The organism is Aeromonas enteropelogenes, assembly GCF_000819845.1.
GTDB lineage: Bacteria > Pseudomonadota > Gammaproteobacteria > Enterobacterales > Aeromonadaceae > Aeromonas > Aeromonas enteropelogenes.
Genome location: NZ_CDCG01000018.1, coordinates 211,880 through 232,557 on the forward strand (window position 1 = coordinate 211,880; position 20,678 = coordinate 232,557).

At 57.9% G+C, this 20,678-nt stretch carries 22 protein-coding genes; 5 read left to right on the top strand and 17 right to left on the bottom strand.

What is annotated here, in order from left to right:
* Positions 1–4: 4 nt before the first annotated feature.
* Positions 5–892: a methylisocitrate lyase gene (gene prpB, locus BN1123_RS07735; protein ID WP_042026235.1), complete on the bottom strand. Its 888-nt coding sequence runs from the start codon at positions 890–892 to the stop codon at positions 5–7.
* A 147-nt stretch (positions 893–1,039) separates the two neighbouring features.
* Between prpB and BN1123_RS07740 the strand changes: the two genes are divergently transcribed.
* From BN1123_RS07740 to rsmF, 4 genes are all read left to right on the top strand, one after another.
* Positions 1,040–1,666 carry a paraquat-inducible protein A gene (locus BN1123_RS07740; protein WP_042026236.1) on the top strand — a complete coding sequence of 209 codons (627 nt, stop codon included), beginning with the start codon at positions 1,040–1,042 and terminating at the stop codon, positions 1,664–1,666.
* Positions 1,650–2,252, top strand: a complete 603-nt coding sequence (locus BN1123_RS07745; protein ID WP_026458124.1) for a paraquat-inducible protein A — start codon at positions 1,650–1,652, stop codon at positions 2,250–2,252. The genes BN1123_RS07740 and BN1123_RS07745 overlap by 17 nt, the downstream gene beginning before the upstream one ends.
* A gap of 55 nt (positions 2,253–2,307) precedes the next feature.
* Positions 2,308–4,860: an MlaD family protein gene (locus BN1123_RS07750; protein ID WP_042026237.1), complete on the top strand. Its 2,553-nt coding sequence runs from the start codon at positions 2,308–2,310 to the stop codon at positions 4,858–4,860.
* Positions 4,861–5,002: 142 nt separating this feature from the next.
* On the top strand, positions 5,003–6,433 hold the full coding sequence (gene rsmF, locus BN1123_RS07755) for a 16S rRNA (cytosine(1407)-C(5))-methyltransferase RsmF (protein ID WP_042026239.1): 1,431 nt from the start codon (positions 5,003–5,005) through the stop codon (positions 6,431–6,433).
* A 221-nt stretch (positions 6,434–6,654) separates the two neighbouring features.
* Here the strand turns inward: rsmF and BN1123_RS20810 are convergent, their stop codons facing one another.
* The 15 genes from BN1123_RS20810 to yceD form a co-directional block, all read right to left on the bottom strand.
* On the bottom strand, positions 6,655–6,915 hold the full coding sequence (locus BN1123_RS20810) for a RepB family protein (RefSeq protein ID WP_082037493.1): 261 nt from the start codon (positions 6,913–6,915) through the stop codon (positions 6,655–6,657).
* Positions 6,916–7,095: 180 nt separating this feature from the next.
* Complete coding sequence (locus BN1123_RS07765) at positions 7,096–8,124, bottom strand: site-specific integrase (protein WP_156130438.1); 1,029 nt, start codon at positions 8,122–8,124, stop codon at positions 7,096–7,098.
* 284 nt (positions 8,125–8,408) lie between these two features.
* The gene (locus BN1123_RS07770; protein ID WP_042026243.1) at positions 8,409–9,188 is read right to left on the bottom strand and encodes a TatD family hydrolase; all 780 of its coding nucleotides are present in this window, start codon (positions 9,186–9,188) and stop codon (positions 8,409–8,411) included.
* A 21-nt stretch (positions 9,189–9,209) separates the two neighbouring features.
* A complete protein-coding gene (gene holB, locus BN1123_RS07775; protein WP_042026244.1) occupies positions 9,210–10,157 on the bottom strand; it encodes a DNA polymerase III subunit delta' in 948 nt (315 codons plus the stop codon).
* Positions 10,142–10,768 carry a dTMP kinase gene (gene tmk / locus BN1123_RS07780; RefSeq protein WP_042026245.1) on the bottom strand — a complete coding sequence of 209 codons (627 nt, stop codon included), beginning with the start codon at positions 10,766–10,768 and terminating at the stop codon, positions 10,142–10,144. Before tmk ends, holB begins: the two co-directional genes overlap by 16 nt.
* Entirely contained in the window at positions 10,768–11,769 is a 1,002-nt protein-coding gene (gene mltG, locus BN1123_RS07785) for an endolytic transglycosylase MltG (protein ID WP_026458414.1), read from the bottom strand. Before mltG ends, tmk begins: the two co-directional genes overlap by 1 nt.
* On the bottom strand, positions 11,759–12,565 hold the full coding sequence (gene pabC, locus BN1123_RS07790) for an aminodeoxychorismate lyase (RefSeq protein WP_042026246.1): 807 nt from the start codon (positions 12,563–12,565) through the stop codon (positions 11,759–11,761). Before pabC ends, mltG begins: the two co-directional genes overlap by 11 nt.
* A gap of 67 nt (positions 12,566–12,632) precedes the next feature.
* Positions 12,633–13,874, bottom strand: a complete 1,242-nt coding sequence (gene fabF / locus BN1123_RS07795; protein WP_026457724.1) for a beta-ketoacyl-ACP synthase II — start codon at positions 13,872–13,874, stop codon at positions 12,633–12,635.
* 82 nt (positions 13,875–13,956) lie between these two features.
* The gene (gene acpP / locus BN1123_RS07800) at positions 13,957–14,193 is read right to left on the bottom strand and encodes an acyl carrier protein (RefSeq protein ID WP_005300909.1); all 237 of its coding nucleotides are present in this window, start codon (positions 14,191–14,193) and stop codon (positions 13,957–13,959) included.
* A 157-nt stretch (positions 14,194–14,350) separates the two neighbouring features.
* Entirely contained in the window at positions 14,351–15,085 is a 735-nt protein-coding gene (gene fabG, locus BN1123_RS07805) for a 3-oxoacyl-ACP reductase FabG (protein WP_005300916.1), read from the bottom strand.
* A gap of 13 nt (positions 15,086–15,098) precedes the next feature.
* Positions 15,099–16,034 carry an ACP S-malonyltransferase gene (gene fabD / locus BN1123_RS07810; protein ID WP_017788074.1) on the bottom strand — a complete coding sequence of 312 codons (936 nt, stop codon included), beginning with the start codon at positions 16,032–16,034 and terminating at the stop codon, positions 15,099–15,101.
* A gap of 69 nt (positions 16,035–16,103) precedes the next feature.
* Positions 16,104–17,063, bottom strand: coding sequence for a beta-ketoacyl-ACP synthase III (locus BN1123_RS07815; RefSeq protein ID WP_042026249.1), 960 nt, complete (start codon positions 17,061–17,063; stop codon positions 16,104–16,106).
* A gap of 7 nt (positions 17,064–17,070) precedes the next feature.
* A complete protein-coding gene (gene plsX, locus BN1123_RS07820) occupies positions 17,071–18,090 on the bottom strand; it encodes a phosphate acyltransferase PlsX (RefSeq protein WP_042026250.1) in 1,020 nt (339 codons plus the stop codon).
* A gap of 9 nt (positions 18,091–18,099) precedes the next feature.
* The gene (rpmF, locus tag BN1123_RS07825) at positions 18,100–18,267 is read right to left on the bottom strand and encodes a 50S ribosomal protein L32 (RefSeq protein ID WP_026458762.1); all 168 of its coding nucleotides are present in this window, start codon (positions 18,265–18,267) and stop codon (positions 18,100–18,102) included.
* A gap of 19 nt (positions 18,268–18,286) precedes the next feature.
* On the bottom strand, positions 18,287–18,808 hold the full coding sequence (gene yceD, locus BN1123_RS07830; protein WP_042026477.1) for a 23S rRNA accumulation protein YceD: 522 nt from the start codon (positions 18,806–18,808) through the stop codon (positions 18,287–18,289).
* 119 nt (positions 18,809–18,927) lie between these two features.
* On the opposite strand from yceD, the gene BN1123_RS07835 reads away from it, so the two are divergent.
* Positions 18,928–19,509: a Maf family protein gene (locus BN1123_RS07835; protein ID WP_042026251.1), complete on the top strand. Its 582-nt coding sequence runs from the start codon at positions 18,928–18,930 to the stop codon at positions 19,507–19,509.
* Between the two features lie 99 nt (positions 19,510–19,608).
* Here the strand turns inward: BN1123_RS07835 and rluC are convergent, their stop codons facing one another.
* Positions 19,609–20,553 (bottom strand): 23S rRNA pseudouridine(955/2504/2580) synthase RluC, encoded by a 945-nt coding sequence (rluC, locus tag BN1123_RS07840; protein WP_201977591.1) that lies wholly within the window; start codon positions 20,551–20,553, stop codon positions 19,609–19,611.
* Positions 20,554–20,678 lie beyond the last annotated feature (125 nt).

The window sequence follows — 20,678 nt, forward strand, 5'->3', positions numbered from 1 at the left end:
CCTCCTAGTCCCTGGATGTGAACAGACGATCCAGTGTCTGTTCGTAGTGGTGATAACCGAGGAAGTCGTAGAGTGACTCCCGGGTCTGCATGGTCTCCACGACGGCGCGTTGGTGGCCATCCTGGCGAATGTGTTGATAGACGTTGAGAGCCGCCTGATTGGCGGCGCGATTGGCACTCAAGGGGTAGAGCACCATGTCGACCCCGTGGGCGGCGAGCTGCGTTTTATCAAACAGCTCGGTTTTGCCGAACTCGGTCATGTTGGCGAGGATCGGTACCCCGGCCGCCTGCTTGAAGAGATCGTACTGGTCAAGCTCGGTCACCGCCTCGGCGAAGATCATGTCGGCCCCGGCGGCCACGTAGGCGGCGGCGCGCTCCAGCGCCGAGCCAATCCCCTCCACCGCCAGTGCATCGGTGCGCGCCATGATGACGAAGTGTTGATCCTCTCGGGCATCCACCGCCGCCTTGATGCGATCGCACATCTCCTCCAGAGAAACCACCGCCTTGTTGGGTCTGTGACCACAGCGCTTCTGGGCGACCTGATCTTCCATGTGGACGGCAGCCACCCCTGCCCGCTCGAAGGCCCGCACCGTGCGGGCGATGTTGAAGGCGCCGCCCCAGCCGGTGTCGATGTCCACCAGCAGTGGAACACGGGTCGCCGCCGTGATCCTTTCAGCATCGGTCAAGACGTCGTTCAGGCTGGTCATGCCAAGATCCGGCAGGCCGTAGGAGGCATTGGCCACCCCGGCACCGGAGAGATAAAGGGCCTGAAAACCGCTACGCTCGGCCATCAGCGCCATGTAGGCATTGATGGTTCCGACGATCTGCAGGGGGCGTTCATTGGCGAGGGCGGTGCGAAAACGCAGGCCCGCCGAGGGGGGCAAACTGGACATCATGACTCCTTTCATCTGTCTGGTTAACTCATCTAATATCACGTTTACGTTAACGTCAATCATACTTTCGTGGCAGACCCGCGCCAGGCAAGACAGATGACGGCTTTTAAGGTAAATTTCACCAATTCCTTCAACAGGTTGAATCGTATGATGGAGCCCGGTTCCGTGATCGTTTGCCCGGCGTGTGACTTGCTCATTCAGCGCAAGGCATTGCCGCTGCGTCGCCATGCCCACTGCCCGCGCTGTCACCAGCATCTCTACGGCCGTTACGCCTTTCGCCCCTCGCAACTGATGGCGCTCACCATCACGGGGTTCATGCTGCTTCCCTCCGCTTTTTTTGAACCCCTGCTCTACCTGCGCCTCGCCGGCGTCAATTCGGACGCCAACCTGCTGCGGGGGATCATGGTGTTGTTTGAAGAAGGAGAGCTCTGGGTTGCCAGTCTGGTGCTCTGGTGCGCCGTGCTGGCGCCGGTGGGGTTGCTTGGGGGGATCTTTGCTCTCGCCTCCGGGCTCGCCAAGCGCTGGCATCTCCTGGCGCCAACCTTGAAGGCAGTGGAGGTGTTTCGTCACTGGGCCATGCTGGAGGTCTACATCGTCAGCCTCCTGGTGGCCCTGTTCAAACTGGTCGATATCGCCGATGTGCGCCTCGGCGGCGGTTTGCTGAGCCTTGGCATTTTGATGCTGCTCAACATGACCCTGCTTATCCTGTTTGATCCCGCCCCCTACTGGGAACGTATTCCTCTCAAGGAGCCGCAACGTGACCAGCGCCCGTGAACTGGGACTGTGCCGCTGCCACACCTGCGGCCTGCTGGTGCGCTATCAGGTCGGTAGCGTTTGCCCACGTTGCGCCAGCAAATTGCAGGTGCGGATCCCCCGTTCCCTGGCCTGGTCATGGGGCTTTCTGGCGCTCGCCACCTTCATGTTGTTGCCTGCCAATCTCTTGCCCATCACCCATTTTTACAACAAGGGGTTGCTGCAGTCTGACACCATCTTCAGCGGCATCATGGCCCTCTATCGCAGCAAGATGGGGGGTATTGCCACCATAGTGCTGACCGCCAGTATCCTGGTACCGGTGGGCAAGATCCTGGGGCTGGGCTGGATTTGCTGGCAGTTGCAACGCAGCAAGCCGGTGCGTCGCAAGCGTCAGCTGTTGATGTACCGGGTGATCGATTTCATCGGCCGCTGGTCGATGCTGGATCTGTTCGTCATCTCCCTGATGGTCGCTCTGGTGGATCGCGGCGTCATGCTTAGTGTACGGGCCGGCCCCGGTGCCACGGCCTTTGCCGGAGTGGTGGTGCTGACCATGATGTCGGCCCGTATGCTCGATACCCGCCTGCTGTGGGACAAAGCGGCCCGTTGAATCATTCTCTGTGTTTAGTCGATACGCTGTCGAAGGCAGCCAATAAGGAGTCACTATGATCGGGGCTGAACCCGTCATTGAAAAACGTCGCTGGTTATCGCCGGTCTGGTTGTTGCCCCTCATTGCCCTGCTGCTGGCGGGCGGCTTTCTCTATCAGCAGATAGCGAGCCGGGGCCAGCTTATCCAAATCAACTTTGCCCAGGGCAACGGCATCCTGCCCGGCAAGACCCAGATCCGCTATCAGGGGGTTGCCGTCGGCGTGGTGCAGGAGCTGGAGCTGGCCGAAGATGGTCGCAAGATTGCAGTCATGGCCAAGATAGAGAGCAGCGCCCGCTCGCTAATCCGCAAGGGCTCCGATTTCTGGCTGGTGAGCCCGAAGGCGTCCCTTACCGAGATCTCGGGCCTCGATACTCTGGTCTCCGGCAACTACATCAACTTGCAACCGGGGCGCGAGAGCAACCCGTTTGAAGATACCTTCGATGCTCTGGAAGGCCCTCCCCCGGGGTATCAGGCGCAGGGACGTATGCTGCACCTGACCGCGGATTCGCTGGGCTCGGTAGGAATTGGCTCCAAGCTCTATTTTCGTGGTATCGAGGTGGGCAGCGTCATCAACACCCGCCTCGGCCAAGACAACCAGAATGTGTTGCTGGATCTGGTGATCGAGCCCCGTTTTGAGCACCTCATCAAGGCCGATACCCGCTTTTGGAACATCAGCGGCATCAAGGGCTCCTTCAGCCTGGCCGGCGTCAACGTCGAGGCTGGCAGCCTGACTTCCATCCTGAGCGGCGGTATCGCTTTTGATTCACCAAAAACCTCACCTGAGGCTGAAGCGGGACAAATCTTCACCCTCTTCAAGGGACTGAATGAAGCAGCCCGGGGGACACGCATCGCCATCAATGCGGGGGACCTGCCAGTCAAGGAGGGGATGCCCATTCTCTTCGAAGGGATCGAGATTGGCCGCATCGACCCGATTATCCTGACCGACAAGGGGCGGGACGTGACGGCGCTGATCAACCCGGAGCAGGCCTGGCGGATCACCGACAAGAGCCAGTTGGTCTGGGAGAGTGCAGCGCTCTCCCCCACCGGGGTCAAGCATGCGGATCGCCTGCTGGCTGGCCCGGCGATTCGTCTGGACTATGTAGCGGGCAACCAGGTCGAGCAGATGACGCTCACCGACCGAGCCCCCCAGACGGGGACCCGCATCAGCCTGCAGGCCGAGGATCTGGCCGGGCTCAATCAGGATGCGCCTATCTGGTACAAGGGATTGCAGGTGGGCCGCATCAACCAGCTCATCCTCGACAAGCAAGGCAATGCCAGCGTCGAGCTGATGATCCAGCCCGAGCACCAGCACCTGCTGGCTCGCGCCCGCTTCTACCGGGCGGCGCCGTTGCAGATCGCTGCTGACTTGAGTGGCATCAAGGTCGAAACCAGTCCGGCCAGTGCCTGGCTCAGCGGCGGCATCAAGCTGGTGCAGGCTGCCAGTGGCGAGCGGATCAACCGCCTCTATCCCAGCCGGGAGCTGGCACTGCTCGGCAGCCAGGATGCCAAGCCGCAGCGCTGGTTGCTCAAGGCCGCCCAGGCAGATGGCATCGGCATCGGCACGCCCGTGCACTATCTGGGGCTGGCAGCAGGCAAGGTCACACAGTTGCGGGCCATCAACGAAGGAGTCGAAATAGCGCTCGAGATCGACGGTGTCTATGCGCCCCTGCTGGCGAAGCAGCCGCAATTTTGGAAAAAGGCAGCGGTCGATGCCAGGGTCGGGGTCGATGGCGTCAAGGTGAAGGTCGGTAATCTCGCGACCCTGCTGCGCGGTGCCATCGAGTTCGATCTGCTGGGCACAGGTCGCAGCAGTCATCAGTTGTTTGACAGCAAGGAGCAGGCCACCGCGAGGGTGCGGCCACTCACCCTGGTTGCCGAGAGCAATCCTGGCCTTGGGGTGGGCAGCCCGATCCGCTATCGCGGTGTCGAGATCGGCAAGATTGAACAGATCGAACTGGAACCTGCGCTGGGTCAGGTGATCTTCAAGGCGCAACTGGATGGTCAGTATGCCGAACGCTTCCTGCAATCCGGGGCTCGTTTCACTCTGGTACAGGCCAAGCTGGGTCTGGGCGGGGTGAATCATCTCGATACCCTGATCAAGGGCGCCTTCGTGGAGGCCTTGCCCGGCAAAGGGGCAGGTAAAGAACGTTTCCCGCTGAGTCAGACTGATCCCGTGGGGCTGGCCTTGACCCTCAAAAGCCCGTCAGTCAATGGCTTGAGCGTCGGCAGTCCCCTGCTGTTTCGCAAGATGGTGGTCGGTAGCGTGACCAGGGTCGCTCTGGCCCGTGATGGCAGCGAGGTGCTGATCGATGTGAACGTCAACAAGGAGTATGCCCATTTGGTACGAGCCCACTCCCGCTTCTGGAACGTCTCCGGCGTCAAGGCTGACATCGGTCTGACCGGCGGCACCATAGAGGTGGAAACGGTGCAGAGCCTGCTGGCCGGTGGTATTGCCTTCAACACCCCGGAGCGGGACATGGGGCCGACCGTCAAGGCAGGCCACCGCTATCCGCTCTATGCCAAGGCGGAAAAAGAGTGGCTGGAGTGGAGCCCCAGGATCCAACCCTGAGCGCCTCCTCTTTTTAACCACAAACCTTGACCACAAGCCCGGCTCTGCGCCGGGCTTGTTATTTTTCCCGGCACCAGCGTTCAGGATTTCACTGGGCATGTGGTAAAATGCGCCCCTTTTTCAGGTCTGACGAGACGGCGCCGTGCACGACAATACCTACCTTCCCGATCATTTTTTATGTCATATCGCGGCCATCATGCCGGCTCACCTCGCCATGGAGGAGTTCGTAGCCAGCTGTCGGCGGCCGCTACGGCGCAGTATCCGGGTCAATACCCTGAAGATCTCCGTGTCTGACTTTGTGGCCAAAATGGCCCCCCTTGGCTGGCAACTCGATGCCGTGCCCTGGTGTGACACCGGTTTCTGGCTGACCCGGGCCGATGAAACCGTCCCTCTTGGCAACACGGCGGAACATCTGAGCGGTCTCTTCTATATCCAGGAGGCGAGCTCCATGTTGCCGGTGACGGCGCTTTTTGCCAGCGACAAGATCAAAACCGACGGCATGTTGCTCGATGCTGCCGCCGCCCCCGGCTCCAAGACCACCCAGATCGCCGCGCTGATGAACAACCAGGGGATGCTGGTTGCCAATGAGTACTCCAGCAGTCGACTCAAAGTATTGAGTGCCAATATCCAGCGCTGCGGCGTCACCAATGTGGGCATGACCCATTTCGATGCCAAGGTATTTGGCCAATGGTTGCCGGAGACCTTCGACGCCATTTTGCTCGATGCCCCCTGCTCCGGCGAAGGGACGGTGCGCAAAGACGAGGATGCCCTGCGCAACTGGAGCCTGGAGAGCATCGAGGAGATCGCGGCGGTGCAAGCCGGCTTGCTGGAGAGCGCCTTCCATGCCCTCAAGCCCGGCGGTGTGCTGGTTTACTCCACCTGCACATTGAGCCAACAGGAGAACCAGGCCATCTGCCAATCCCTGCTGGACAAGTTTGGCGATGCCTTGAGCTTTGACTCGCTGGCTAGCCTCTTCCCCGGGGCCGAGCAGGCATGCACAGCGGAAGGATACCTGCACGTTTGGCCCCAAATCTTCGACAGTGAAGGTTTTTTCGTCGCCAGATTGCGCAAGCACCACTCAGTGCCCAACACCATGTTCAAGCCGGGCAAACTCGGCAAATTCCCCTTCTCGCCGCTGCCGGCCAAGGAGGCAGATCCCATGGCGCGCGACATCGCAGCCACGTTTGGGGTGGCGCTGCAGGGACAGTTATTTGGCCGCAATGACGAGATATGGTGCTTCCCCGCGCTGTTCGAACAGGTTCAGGGCAAGCTGCGCTTCGATCGCATTGGCTTCAAATTGGCAGAGACCTTCAAAAAAGGCTATCGCCTCACTCACGAGTGGGCCCTGGCCCATGGTGACCTGGCAACCCGGGGATTTGTCGAGCTCGACAGTACAAATGCACGGGAGTTCATGATGGGACGGGATGTCTGGCCCGAGCAGGAGGCTGGCGCCGGCGAGGTGATCGTACGTTACCAGGGACATACCCTGGGGATGGGGAAATGGGTCGGCAGCCGGGTCAAGAATGCCCTGCCCCGCGAGCTGGTGCGAGATACCAATCTGTTTGCCGAATGACCACAGGTTAGAAAGGGTTGGGCTCCGCCTCTGTTCGAGTCTGGAAAACCCACACTTCGGTTGAACTTTTCGTCGGATCTTGAAAAGCCGGGTTCATTGTCTAAGCTTAAGGCAATCCGAACACCAGTTAGCGCACGGCTCTGCAAGGAGCCAATTCCCCTATGCCAGGTACAAGGAATTGGTACCTGGCTTTTTTTATATCTGATGTTTCCCCTTCCCAGCTACTCGACAGGTTCGAGCAAGGTTTCCTTGACCGGGGATGGCGATGACAAGATCTCATGCTGATAAAGCAGATCGATCGCCTGCTCTATCAGGGAAGCCTGACTGTCTTCAAGATGAATACCCAATTCATGCAAACGTGCGGCATGGCGATTGCTGATCCAACACTGCAGACGGGTATGGGTTTCCTGTTTGCGCTTCACATGTTGGCGCTGACGCTCTGCATTATCGAGGGCCGAATTCTCTTTCGTTTCCTGACTCATAAGTGCTACAAACTTTAATTACCAACCTTGTTATCTCTCACCTTCAATACCGACAAGGTATGGACAAGAGAAACTCCCCGCTCCCCCGTTCGAAATGGGGGCCTTGTATAAGCGCGATAAATATACCACCAGATCAAAGAGATATCATTTAACATAAAATTGTGAGTGACGCGGTAATGATTACAGCAATCCATCAAGCGCATGGTCGGAGAACTTGTTTGCATCGTCGAAGTACTCCTGCAAGGTACGCATGTCTTTGTGGCGAGTCACTTCGATGATCTTGTTCATGGGTTTGCCTGCGGTCACCGCCGAGGTAATAAAGCCTCGGCGCAAACTGTGACCACTGACATAGAGATCATCAATGGCCTGGCCAGTACGACGCTTGATCATCAGGTTGATGCCTTGCGGACCGAGCGGTTCCTCCGTGAGTTGCCCCCAACGGTTCATCCGGCGAAACAGTGCCCCCTCCTTGATACGGCTTTTTTCCAACCAGCGCTGTAGTCCCTGAACCGGACAATATTGCTTGCCAGGCACCAAAGCTATTTCGGTTTCGTGCAGCTGATGTTTGCTGGGTTTGAGACGAAGCCTTATCCCCTGCCCCACAAAATCCAGGTCGCAGACTTCAATTCGTGCCGCTTCCGATCGGCGCAATGCGCCACTGAACATCAGCAGCAACAAGGTATGGTCACGAAGGCCCGCCAAGGTTGAGGTATCGATCCCGCTCAGCACTCTGGCCAGAGGTTGTAGTGTCAGGGCACCAGTTTTGCGCTTTCGGTTGTCACCGAGCCGCACTATGCCGCGCATCATCTCCTTGATTTCGGGATGTTCGGTTGGCATGGGGTGAATGCCTTTTTGCTTGAAGGCGTAGCGGATCCCAGCCAGTCGTCTCACCAGAGTAGCCGGCTTGCGCGGCTCGCCATTACGTAGCTCCCCCTTGCCCTCTTCCTTATCCAGCCATACCCAGTCGGCTAATACCCCATCGGCCTGATCCGCCAGAAAGTTCATGATGTCGTGATGGGTTGTTTGCAGTGGATCAAGCCCATGCAACTGGCACCAGAATACGAAGATGCGGGTATCCGCCTGATAGGCATTGAGTGTGGAATCAGCCTTGGCACTGCGTAGAAATCGCCTGGCCCGGCTATTTAGCTGGGCATCAAAGACGGTTTGCAGTGACTGATGTGCGGGGTTTGAAAAAGTAGGGTAAGCCACGTAACACTATGATTCTATGTGAAGTTTCGAAAGATCTTACAGGATCTTCAAGATCCTTCAAGTATCGATAATGAATATTATCGATACTTAAGAGGCTTCATTTCATAAAGTAAACACCGAGGACAATCCTTTATTTTTTAAGACACTCGTTAACTCGTTTAGCAGCAACATTGGCATGAAGAAATATCTTTTGTGAGAGATAGCGTATGGGGAACATGGAAAATGTGAATACCATGAGTCTGATTTTTAAAGAAAATGCCCCGCTTTTGCGGGGCATTTTGTGACTAAGGTTTGGCTAGTTTGAACAATTCGAAGAAATTCCGGCTAGTGGCTTCTGCCAATTTGGCCAGGGGGATCTGACGGAGATCTGCAATAAACTGGGCAACATCTCGTACAAACGCGGGTTCGTTCTCCCTCCCCCGATGGGGCACGGGGGCAAGATAGGGTGAGTCCGTTTCGACCAGCAGTCGCTCCAGAGGCAGCGCCTTGACCACGGCTTGCAAGGCAGATGCATTCTTGAAGGTCGCAATACCCGATATGGAGATATAAAACCCCATCGCCATGGCGGCCTCGGCCATTTCCAGGGATTCGGTGAAACAATGCAGCACGCCGCCCACCTGATCAGCCCCCTCTTCACGCATGATCTGCAGCGTATCTTTCTGGGCATCACGGGTATGGATGATGAGTGGCTTGTTCAGGGCGCGCGCTACCCGGATATGTTCACGGAACGAAGCTTGCTGCACCGCCTTGTTTTCCGGCGAATAAAAATAATCGAGCCCGGTTTCACCGATGGCAACGACACGGGGATCGGCGGCTTGGCGCAGCAGGAGATCGGCATCGACACCCGGCTCTTGATTAAGCGGATGCACCCCACAGGACGCAAACACCTGGGGATAAGGCGCAATCGCTGCCATCATGGTTGGAAACTGCGCCTGGGTGACGCTCACACACAAAAAATATCCCACATCCAGCTTCGCCGCCTTGGCCAGGACATCTGCCATATCGGTTTGCTTGCTGCCATAGCTGAGGCGGTCAAGATGACAGTGGGAATCAACGAGTAACATAAACAACCTTTCTTTTCAGATCTATAACCAGCGGCTGAGCCAGTTCATCAGATGGATGGTGGGATTGGAAAGCTGTCCCGGCTGACAAACAGCCTTGAGGGCGACCAGCTGCTGCTCCGCGTCGAGCAGTTTTTCGCTGGAGTGTTGCTCGGCCAGCTGTCCACTGAGCGCCGCCAGATCCGGCATCGCCAATTGATGATGGCCACAGCCAGCCTGGATTTTTAGAGCATCACATAAAAAGAGTTGCAACCAGTGCAAGCGGACCTGTGTCTCCTGACCCAGTTGTGAGCAGAGTACGGTTGCCTTGCTCGGCGCCTTGCCGAGGGCCACGAAGTGCTCCAACAATTCGCGACGGGCGCCATCCTGTTGCTGCTCGATATAGTCGAGTACCCGCAACGGTGCCCCCTGACAGATCCGCACCTGAGCCTGGGTGGCCTGATGACCTTGCTCGGCGAGCCAGGACAAGGTCTCCCCTTCCGCCGGCAACTGGCAGACATGTTTGTGGCAACGGCTGAGAATTGTGGGCAGCAGGCGGGAAACCTGGGAGGCGATCAGCAGCAGCAAGCTGTCGCCAGCCGGTTCTTCCAGCGTCTTCAGCAGAGCATTGGCCGCCGATTCCGTCATTCGCTCCGCATCGGGAATGATCACCACCTTGCCACGCCCCAGCTGGGCAGACCCCTGCAGCCGGTTGCAAATATCGCGAATGGCCTCGACCCCGATGGTTTTCCCCTCACGGGATAGCTGACCCAGATCCGGGTGATTGCCCTTGTCAAACAGTTGGCAAGAGTGACAATGACCGCAGGGCTCTCCCCGATCCGGTTGCTGACAGAGGTGAAGGCGGGCCAGGCGTTCCGCCAGCTGCTCCTTGCCAAGACCGGGATCGCCCAGCAACAACCAGGCATGGCCCAGCCGCCCACTGGCGGCTGTCTGGCTCAGGGCCTGCCAGTCGGGGATCAACCAGGGATACATAAATGCGTATCCAGCGCGCTTTCGATGGCGGCTTTTACCTGATCCGGAATCTGCTCTGCATCGATCACCACAATGGAATCATCTTTGGCCGCGAGCTCAAGGTAACGGTGGCGGGTACGTTCAAAAAAACAGAGCTGTTCGAGCTCGATGCGATCCAGCTCACCGCGATGACGGGCCCGCTGTAAACCAACGGCAGGATCGATATCGAGATAGAGAGTCAGATCCGGTTTGAAGTCACCGAGCACCGCCTGCTTGATGGCACCAATCAAGTGGGCGTCGATGCCGCGGCCGCCCCCCTGATAGGCCTGGGAGGAGAGATCGTGGCGATCCCCCACTACCCAGATCCCCTCGGCCAGCGCCGGCTTGATGCGGGTTTCCACCAGTTGTACCCGGGAGGCATACATCAACAGCAGCTCGGCCTCGATGGTGAGCCGCTCGTCGTGCACCTCCTTGACGATGCTGCGCATCCGCTCGGCCAGCGGCGTGCCACCCGGTTCGCGGGTGCACTCGATGCGGTCGATGCCATGGTTATGCAGATAATCGGTGACATAACGCACCGCGGAGCTCTTCCCTGCCCCTTCCAATCCTTCGATCACGATAAATTTAGACATTAGGACTTCTTCAATATGTATTCACGAACCGCCCGATTGTGTTCATCGAGGGTCTTGGAAAAATGGTGGGCACCGCCCCCTTTGGCGACAAAATAGAGATAATCGGTCGACTTGGGATTAAGGGCTGCCTCAATGGAGGCCTTGCCAGGCATGGCGATGGGGGTGGGCGGCAAGCCGTCGATCACATAAGTGTTGTACGGGTTCTTGTCGGTCAGATCGCTGCGGCGGATATTGCCATCGTAGCGATCCTTCACCCCGTAGATCACGGTGGGATCGGTCTGCAGCTTCATGCCAAGACGCAACCGGTTGACGAAGACAGAGGCAATTTGTGCTCGCTCCTCTGGTTTGCCGGTCTCCTTCTCGATGATGGAGGCCATGATCAGCGCTTCATAAGGGGTCTTGTAGGGCAGGTTGGCCTGACGTTTTTCCCAGCTCTGCTGCAGGAAGGCTTCCATATCCTGATGCGCCCGCCGCAAGATGGAGAGATCGCTGGCATGGGTGGTATAGGCATAGGTTTCCGGCAGGAACCACCCTTCGAGCTTGCCATTTTCAATGCCAAGCTCGCGGGCCAGTTCGTCCTCGGATTGCTCCACCGTCAGGCGCTCCAGATAAGGGGCGCTAGAGAGCTGCTTTTGCCAGTCCTCGAAACGGGAGCCTTCGACAAAGGTCAGACTGAAATGAAACTCCTTGCCCGAGGCAAACAGGGAGAGCGTCTCCTTGAGCGGGGCTCCCTCCTTGATTTCATAGGTGCCTGATTTGATCGCGACCAGTTCGGGATGACCCCGCAACCAGAGCCGCACCGCCCAGGGGCTGGTTTCCCCCTCCCCCAATTCGGCGATCAGACGAGCGGCATGGGCCCCTTTCTCCACCGTAAAGAGCCGGGTCGGCCCCTTGTTGGTAAGGGTCTCCACTTGTTGCCACTTGTAATGCACATAACCCCCGGCGGCGGCCACTGTCAGGGCCGCCCCCGCGAGCAGGGTGTAAAGCCGATTAAACTTCAATGACCAAACGCTCCTGTAAACGACGACTCAATACTGCTGCGGGGTAGCGAAACGCTTCAATGCCGTTGACCGGCACCACACCCATCAGGGTGTTGGTGAGCCACACTTCTTCCGCTTGTCGCAGTGACTCCAGCGGAGCCTCTACCACACGCAACTCAATACTCATCTGTTTCAACATCATCATGATCTTGCGCCGCATGATGCCATCGACACCGCCACGGGCCAGATCGGGCGTGAACACCGTCTTGCCCCGACGCCAAAACAGATTGGCACTGACCCCTTCCACCAGACAATCCCTGCTGTTCAGCACTACTCCTTCGACTGCACCGCGACTGACTAGTTCGCTTTTAAGCAACACTTGTTCCAGTCTATTCAAGGTCTTGAGACCTGCCAGCATGGGAGCATCGCCAATCCGCTGCCGGCATACCAGCATCTCGATCCCGCTTTGTTGCCATTCGCTGTAATGTTGCGGGAAAGGCGCAAGGGAGAGGATCCGGGTGGGATGCCGGCAGTCACTGCCATCATAACCACGTCCACCTTCGCCACGTGTCAGGACAACTTTGGCCACACACTCTGCTTGTTCGGCCACGAGCGAATCAAGTTCCTCTGCCAGCAGCTCCCAATCCGGGTCTGTGATCCCCAGACGGAGGTTAGCCTGCTGCAGCCTGGCCAGATGGGCAGGCCACTCCAGCACTCGACCATTCCTGACCGCCATGGTAGTGAAATGGCCATCTCCATAGGCAAGACCGCGATCCTTGGCCGAGATGGCATCGACATTCATTCCATTGATAAGCAAGGGATCCCTCCGATAAAAAAGGCCCGATACCGGCAGTATCGGGCCCCTGTCATTGCCCTTCGGCAAATTATACGCGTTTGAAGATCAGTGAACCATTAGTACCGCCAAAACCGAAGGAGTTGGAGAGGGCGTATTCGAAGTTCCCCGGCTTGGCCACGTGAGGAACCAGATCCAGGTCACACTCCTCATCCGGGTTATCCAGGTTGATGGTCGGCGGCGCGATCTGATCGCGCAGGGCCAGAACGGTAATGATGGCCTCAATGGCGCCCGCAGCACCCAACAGGTGACCGGTCATGGACTTGGTGGAGCTGATCATCAGGGACTTGGCATGCTCGCCAAATACCTCTTTCATGCCACGCAGTTCGGCAACATCGCCCAGCGGAGTGGAGGTGCCGTGCGCGTTGATGTAACCGATCTGCTCGGGCGCGATCCCGGCATCCTTGATGGCGTTCTTCATGGCGCGAGCACCACCATTGCCATCGGCGGGAGGCGCTGTCATGTGATAGGCATCGCCACTCATGCCAAAGCCAACCAGCTCGCCATAGATCTTGGCACCACGGGCCTTGGCATGTTCGTACTCTTCCAGCACCAGTACACCGGCACCGTCACCCAGCACGAAACCATCGCGATCCTTGTCCCATGGACGGCTCGCCTTCTGCGGTTCGTCGTTGCGGTTGGAGAGTGCCTTGGCTGCGGCAAAGCCGCCCATCCCCATCGGGGTGGAAGCCTTCTCGGCACCACCGGCGACCATTACGTCCGCATCGCCATAGGCGATCATCCGACCGGCCATGCCGATGGCATGAGTGCCCGTGGTACAGGCAGTGGTCACGGCGATGTTGGGGCCCTGCATGCCTTTCATGATAGAGAGATGACCGGACACCATATTGATGATGGTAGACGGCACGAAGAAGGGGCTCAGCTTGCGGGGGCCACCGTTGACCAGGCTGCTGTGGTTCTGTTCGATCAGACCCAGGCCACCGATGCCGGAGCCGATGGCCACACCGACACGCTCGGCATTCTCTTCGTTGATAACAAGGCCAGAATCATCCAGTGCCTGGATACCGGCGGCCACGCCGTATTGAATGAAGAGATCCATCTTGCGAGCTTCTTTACGGTTGATACCGTACTGCTCGGGATCAAAATCTTTGACTTGGCCGGCGAAACGGGTTGCAAACTCGCTGGCATCAAAGTGTTCGATGGGGGAAATGCCGCTCTGCCCGTTGAGCAGGGCTTGCCAGCTGGATTCAGCAGTGTTGCCCACCGGGGAAAGCATCCCCAAGCCGGTCACCACGACTCTGCGTTTTGACACTGAGGTAGTCTCCGAGAGGTATTTTGAAAGGGAACAAATATAAAAGAAGCGGCCCTTGGGCCGCTTCCTTCAGAACAGGAAATTATTCCTGATTAGCGGTGATGTAGTCGATAGCCGCTTGAACAGTGGTGATCTTCTCGGCTTCTTCATCAGGAATTTCGGTATCGAATTCTTCTTCCAGCGCCATTACCAGTTCAACGGTATCCAAAGAGTCAGCGCCCAGGTCGTCGACGAAGGAGGCAGCGTTCTTAACGTCTTCCTCTTTAACACCCAGTTGTTCGATGATGATTTTCTTTACGCGTTCTTCGATGTTGCTCATGACCTGAATTTTCCTTTAAAAATACGCTATTGCGTCTGGTTGGGGTAGTTTATTCAATTGCCGTGAGTTTGCAAGTAGCTTGCCGCTGGTCAAACCACGAAATTCGCCAAACTTCGGCGTACTATCGCAAATTTGAACAGATCTCACGACAAATTGATTACACCATGTACATCCCGCCATTAACATGCAGGGTTTCGCCAGTGATGTAGGCGGCATCATCCGATGCCAAGAATACCACAGCAGCGGCAATTTCTTTTGGATCGCCCAGACGAGCGGCAGGTACCTGGCTCATGATGCCGGCACGCTGCTCTTCATTGAGCGCCTTGGTCATATCGGTCTCGATGAAACCGGGGGCAACCGCGTTCACGGTAATGCCGCGGGAGGCCACTTCACGGGCCAGCGACTTGGTGAACCCCACCAGGCCCGCCTTGGCGGCCGCGTAGTTGACCTGACCGGCGTTGCCCATGGTGCCGACCACGGAACCGATGCTGATGATGCGGCCATTGCGCTTCTTCATCATGGCGCGCAGCACCGGCTTGCTCAGACGGTACAGGGAGGTGAGGTTGGTGTCGATGATCTCGTTCCACTCATCATCCTTCATCCGCATCAGCAGGTTGTCACGGGTGATCCCGGCGTTGTTGATCAGGATGTCGATGTCGCCAAAACGCGCCTTGATGGCGGCGAAGACGGCTTCGATGGATTCCTGGCTGGTCACGTTCAGCGCCATGCCGCAACCCTGTTCACCCAGATAGGCGCTGATTGCCTCGGCGCCGCTCTCGCTGGTCGCAGTGCCGACTACCTTGGCGCCACGGGCAGCAAAAGTTTCAGCAATCGCACGGCCGATGCCACGACTGGCACCGGTCACCAACACAACCTTATCGGTAAAGCTCATTCATTGCTCCTGTTTACTTGATCTGGGCCAGCGCCTGCTCGAAAGAGGCGGCATCGTTGGCATGAATACCTTCCACGCGCTTGTCGATGCGCTTGGCGAGCCCGGTCAGTACCTTGCCCGGTCCCATTTCGATCTCGAGGATGACTCCCTCGTTGGCCATCCGCTCGACAGTCTCGGTCCAACGAACCGGGCTGAACAACTGACGCACCAATGCCTGCTTGATGGCGGCCGGATCCTGCTCACAGGATACGTCGACATTATTGATGACGGCGATGGCAGGAACCTTGATCTCGATCCCGTCCAGCGCAGCTGCCAGTTTTTCGGCGGCAGGTTTCATCAGCGCGCAGTGGGAGGGCACAGAGACCGGCAGCGGCAGCGCACGCTTGGCACCGGACTCTTTCATCAGCACGTTGGCGCGCTCGACGGCCTCTTTGTGACCGGCGATGACCACCTGGCCCGGGGAGTTGAAGTTGACCGGAGAGACCACCTGCCCTTCAGCCGCCTTCTCGCAGTTGGCGGCGATGGCGTCGTTGTCCAGGCCGATGATGGCGGCCATGGCACCGGTGCCTTCCGGCACGGCTTCCTGCATGGCCAGACCACGCAGCTCAACCAGTTTGACCGCATCGGTAAAGGCCAGCGCGCCGCTGCAGACCAGGGCGGAATACTCACCCAGACTGTGGCCTGCCATCACGGCGGGGGTCGCTCCACCCTGCTGTTGCCACAGGCGCCACAGCGCGACAGAAGCGGTCAGCAGTGCAGGCTGGGTACGCCAAGTCTTGTTCAGCTCTTCGGCCGGACCTTCCATGACCAGGGCAAACAGGTCATAACCCAGCACCTGGCTCGCCTCGGCGAAGGTCTCCTTGATCACGGCATGTTGTTCGGCCAGCTCGGCCAGCATGCCGACGGTTTGGGAGCCCTGTCCCGGGAAGGCAATGGCAAATTGGGTCATCATTGATTCCTTTAAATAAGAGAAAAATGAGAACGGCAGGATGAGACGCTCGTCCCATCCCGCTGACGATCAGAGGCGAACCAGCGCCGAGCCCCAGGCAAAACCGCCGCCGAAGGCTTCCAGCAAGACCAGCTGGCCCGGTTTGATCCGGCCGTCACGCACCCCTTCATCAAAGGCGATGGGCACGGAGGCGGCAGAGGTGTTGCCGTGTTTGTCGAGGGTCAGCACCACCTTGTCCAGCCCCATGCCAAGTTTCTTGGCGGTGGCGCTGATGATGCGGAAGTTGGCCTGATGGGGCACCAGCCAGTCCAGCTCGCTCGGCTCGGTGCCGGCGGCGGCCAGGGTTTCGGTGACGATCTCGCTCAGACGGGTGACCGCGACTTTGAAGACATCATTGCCCTTCATGTACATGTAGGCTTCGAGCTCGGCCCCCGGCATGCCGCGACGGGGCTGCGGCAGCTTGAGCAGCTCGCCGTAACGGCCATCCGCATGCAGATGGGTGGAGAGGATGCCGGGGGTGTCGCTCGCACCGATCACCACGGCCCCTGCCCCATCCCCGAACAGGATGATGGTGCCACGATCCCCGGGATCGCACATGCGCGACAGCACATCGGCGCCGACGACCAGCACGTAGCGGGCGGCACCGGATTTGACGAACTGATCGGCAATGGAAAGCGCGTAGGTAAAGCCGGCGCAGGCGGCCGCCACGTCGAAGGCCGGGATCCCTTGCACCCCGAGCAGCCCCTGCAGTTCACAGGCGGCGGCCGGAAAGGCGTTTTCGGCGCTGGTGGTGGCCAGCACTATCATGTCGAGATCGGCGGCCGTCAGGCCCGCGGCCTCCAGTGCGCGCAGGGCTGCTTGGTGAGACAGGGTTGCAACGGTTTCATCGGCACCGGCAATACGGCGTTCACGGATCCCAGTTCGCTCCACAATCCATTCGTCACTGGTCTCTACCATCTGTTCGAGGTCGGCGTTGGTACGTACTGAGTGCGGCAGATAGCTGCCAGTACCCAAAATTTTGCTATGCATAGAGTTCTTATAGGTCCCTGTCGGAGAAGACAGCTTCAAGGCGATCTGCTATTTGCAGTGGGAGTTGATGTTTGGCCTCTTGTGCGGCCAGCAGGATCGCATTACACAGGGCGCGTCGTTCGGCCCGCCCATGACTTTTTACCACAATGCCGCGCAATCCTAACAGACTTGCGCCGTTATACTGGTCGGGGTTCAGGTAAGAAAAACGCCGTTTGAACAGAAATCCTGCGATCCGGCCAAGAAAAGTACGCTTCTTGCGGGGATATCCGGCCAGTTCGGCCATCATCCTCACTACCCCTTCCGCCGTTTTGAGGGCAACATTGCCGACAAACCCGTCGCATACAATGACGTCGCTATCGCCGCTGAAGATGCGATCTCCCTCGACAAAGCCAACATAGTTGAGGGCGGAGCACTGACGAAGCAACTCGGCGCTGTGGCGTACCAGATCGTTCCCCTTGATCTCCTCCTCGCCAATATTGAGCAAGGCAACCCGGGGGTCAGCAATGCCCTCGACCTTCTCAGCCACCACAGACCCCATCACCGCGAATTGCAGCAAGGTATCGGCATCGCAACTGACGTTGGCCCCCAGATCCAGCATCACGGTACGTTTGCCACTCAAGGTGGGCAGCGCCTTGATAAGAGCTGGACGGTCGACGCCGGGCAGGGATTTGAGCACGCACTTGGCCATGGCCATCAGGGCACCGGTATTGCCGGCACTGACGCAGGCATCGGCTTCGCCGGATTTCACCAAGTTGAGCACTACCCGCATGGAGGAGTCTTTCAGGGTACGCAGCGCCACGATCGGCTTGTCGCCCATTCCCACGACCTGGGAGGCATGCACGAAACGAACGCGGGGGTGATTGAGCAAGCCATGTTGCTGCAGCAGTGAGGAGGTCTGGTGTTGCTCACCGACCAGAATAAGTTTTAGTTGGGGTAAAAGAGACAGTGCCTGCACGGCGGCAGGCACTGTTTCCGAGGGGCCAATATCTCCCCCCATGATGTCTAGCGCGACAGTTTGCGTAGACAAAGGCAATCCTTAAGCGATTACCTTTTTACCGCGGTAGAAACCATCGGCAGTCACGTGGTGACGACGATGGGTTTCGCCACTGGTCTGATCAACAGTCAGGGCAGCGGTGGTCAGCGCATCGTGGGAACGACGCATGCCACGCTTGGCACGGGTTTTACGGTTCTGTTGTACGGCCATTGTAGGCTAACTCCTAAATTCACTTACGTTTAAGCTCTTCAAGAACTGCAAAGGGATTCGGCCGCTCATCAGCAGGTTCGATTTCACCCCAGGTCATCTCCATGTTGCCTCGCGGGCACGCATCCAGAGAATGCATGGCCACTTGAGGCAACGAGAGGATGAGTTCATCCTCCAGGATTTGATGAAGATCTATCTCGCCGTTTTCGTCCAACTCAATGGGCTCATAAGCTTCCGGCAGTTCTTCCTCGTTTGTTCTTTCGAACAGCGGAGTGTAGATAAATTCAGCTTCACAGAGATGTTCGAAAATCTCTCCGCAGCGTTGGCAAACCAGGTCAACCTTGGCATGGGCAGTGCCTTTCATAACGGTCAACTTCTGGACATCTTTGCCAAAGTGCAGTGATACCTCGATATCACTCTGCAAGCCAGCGGTTGATTCCTCCAGCCTGGGCATCTGCGACTTTTCCACCATCCCGACATAATCGAGCAGCTTCGAGGCACTACGGACTGGATCAACCTTAACGGGCAACTTCACCTTTTGCATAGGGCGCGAATAATATAGGTCTAACAACTGATAGTCAAAGGAAAAAGTCCTTACCGCCGATGATTTTAACCTCACAAGTCCCTAGAATGCCGGTACTCGTTCTCATCGGTACCTGAATTATGCCACAGAATCTGATCCTCGCCTCAACTTCTCGTTACCGCAAAGCCTTGCTGGAGAAGCTTGGCCTCCCCTTCGAATGCGCAGCCCCCGAGGTGGATGAATCCCCCCAGCCCGGTGAAACCGCCGAGGCGCTGGTGGCTCGCCTTGCCCACGCCAAGGCCGCAGCCATCGCCAATCGAGTTGATCATGGCTTGATCATCGGTTCTGATCAGGTGTGTGTATGCGATGGTCGTATCCTCGGTAAACCGGCTACAGTTGACAGCGCCGTTGCCCAACTGATGGCGGCGCAGGGACGCAGTGTTACCTTCTACACCGGACTCTGCGTACTGGATGCCGTTTCCGGTCGTGCCGAACAATTGGTAGAGCCCTTTACCGTCCATTTTCGTACTCTGGGCGAGGATGCCATCCGGCGTTATGTGGAGGCCGAGATGCCACTCGACTGCGCCGGCAGCTTCAAGTGCGAAGGAATGGGAATAGTGCTGTTCAAAGGGCTGGAGGGACGCGATCCCAATGCGCTGATCGGCCTGCCGCTGATCGGCCTGATCGAGCTGCTAGAGCGTCACGGTCTTGCTCTCCCCTGACCTCATGACTCGGCATAAAATGCCACAAAATAAAACGGGAGCCCAGGCTCCCGTTTTTTGATCAGCAACGACTCGAAAAGAGCGCGCCGGATATTGGCATCAGCGAGGCAACCCGTTCAGGAAGGTGTCGAGCTCGGGGGAAAGCGGCGCCTCGACTTGCATCTCGCGGCCATCGGCCGGATGGGTAAAGGTCAGCTTCCAGGCATGCAAAAAGAGTCGTTTCAGCCCTTGGCTGCGCATTTTCTCGTCAAACGCGGCTTCTCCATACTTATCATCACAGGCGATCGGGTGACCGGCATGCAGGGTATGGACACGGATCTGGTGGGTACGACCGGTGATCGGACTGCACTCGACCAGGGTCGCCTCGGCGAATTGACGCACGATCCGAAAACGGGTTTCCGACGGCTTGCCATCGGCACTGACCCGCACCACCCGCTCGCCAGATTGCAACTCATTTTTGCGCAGCGGCGCATTCACCACCCTGACATGTGACTGCCACTGGCCACGTACCAGCGCCAGATACTGTTTGCGCATGGTCTTGACCCGCAGCTGTTCGTGCAGACTGCGCAGGGCACTGCGCTTCTTGGCGACCAGGAGCACACCTGAGGTATCGCGATCGAGACGATGCACCAGCTCGAGGAAACGGGCTTCGGGGCGCAGCGCGCGCAGCCCTTCAATCACGCCGAAACTGAGGCCACTGCCGCCATGCACCGCCATACCGGAAGGCTTGTTCAGTACGATCATGGCATCGTCTTCAAACAGGATCTGACTCTCGAGGCGCTGGATAACCCCAAGGTTGGCCGAGGGCAGCTCATTTTTTTCGGCCACACGCACGGGGGGCACCCGCACTTCGTCGCCCGCGCAGAGTTTGTACTCCGGTTTGATGCGCTTTTTGTTTACCCGCACTTCGCCTTTGCGAAGGATGCGATAGATCAGGCTCTTGGGGACGCCCTTTAGCTGAGTCTTGAGAAAATTGTCGATGCGCTGCCCGTCATGCTCAGCTTCGATGGTGAGCAGCTGCACTTGTTGATGTATCTGTGTCATGGCGCGGATTTTAACACTGCCTGAGCCCCTTGGCTGCATGGTTTGTTGAAAAATGGCGCCTTGCTATAAAAGAGGTTTAAATGGGATAATAAACAAGGTTTTGTCATTGTGTTCAAGCCTTGTAC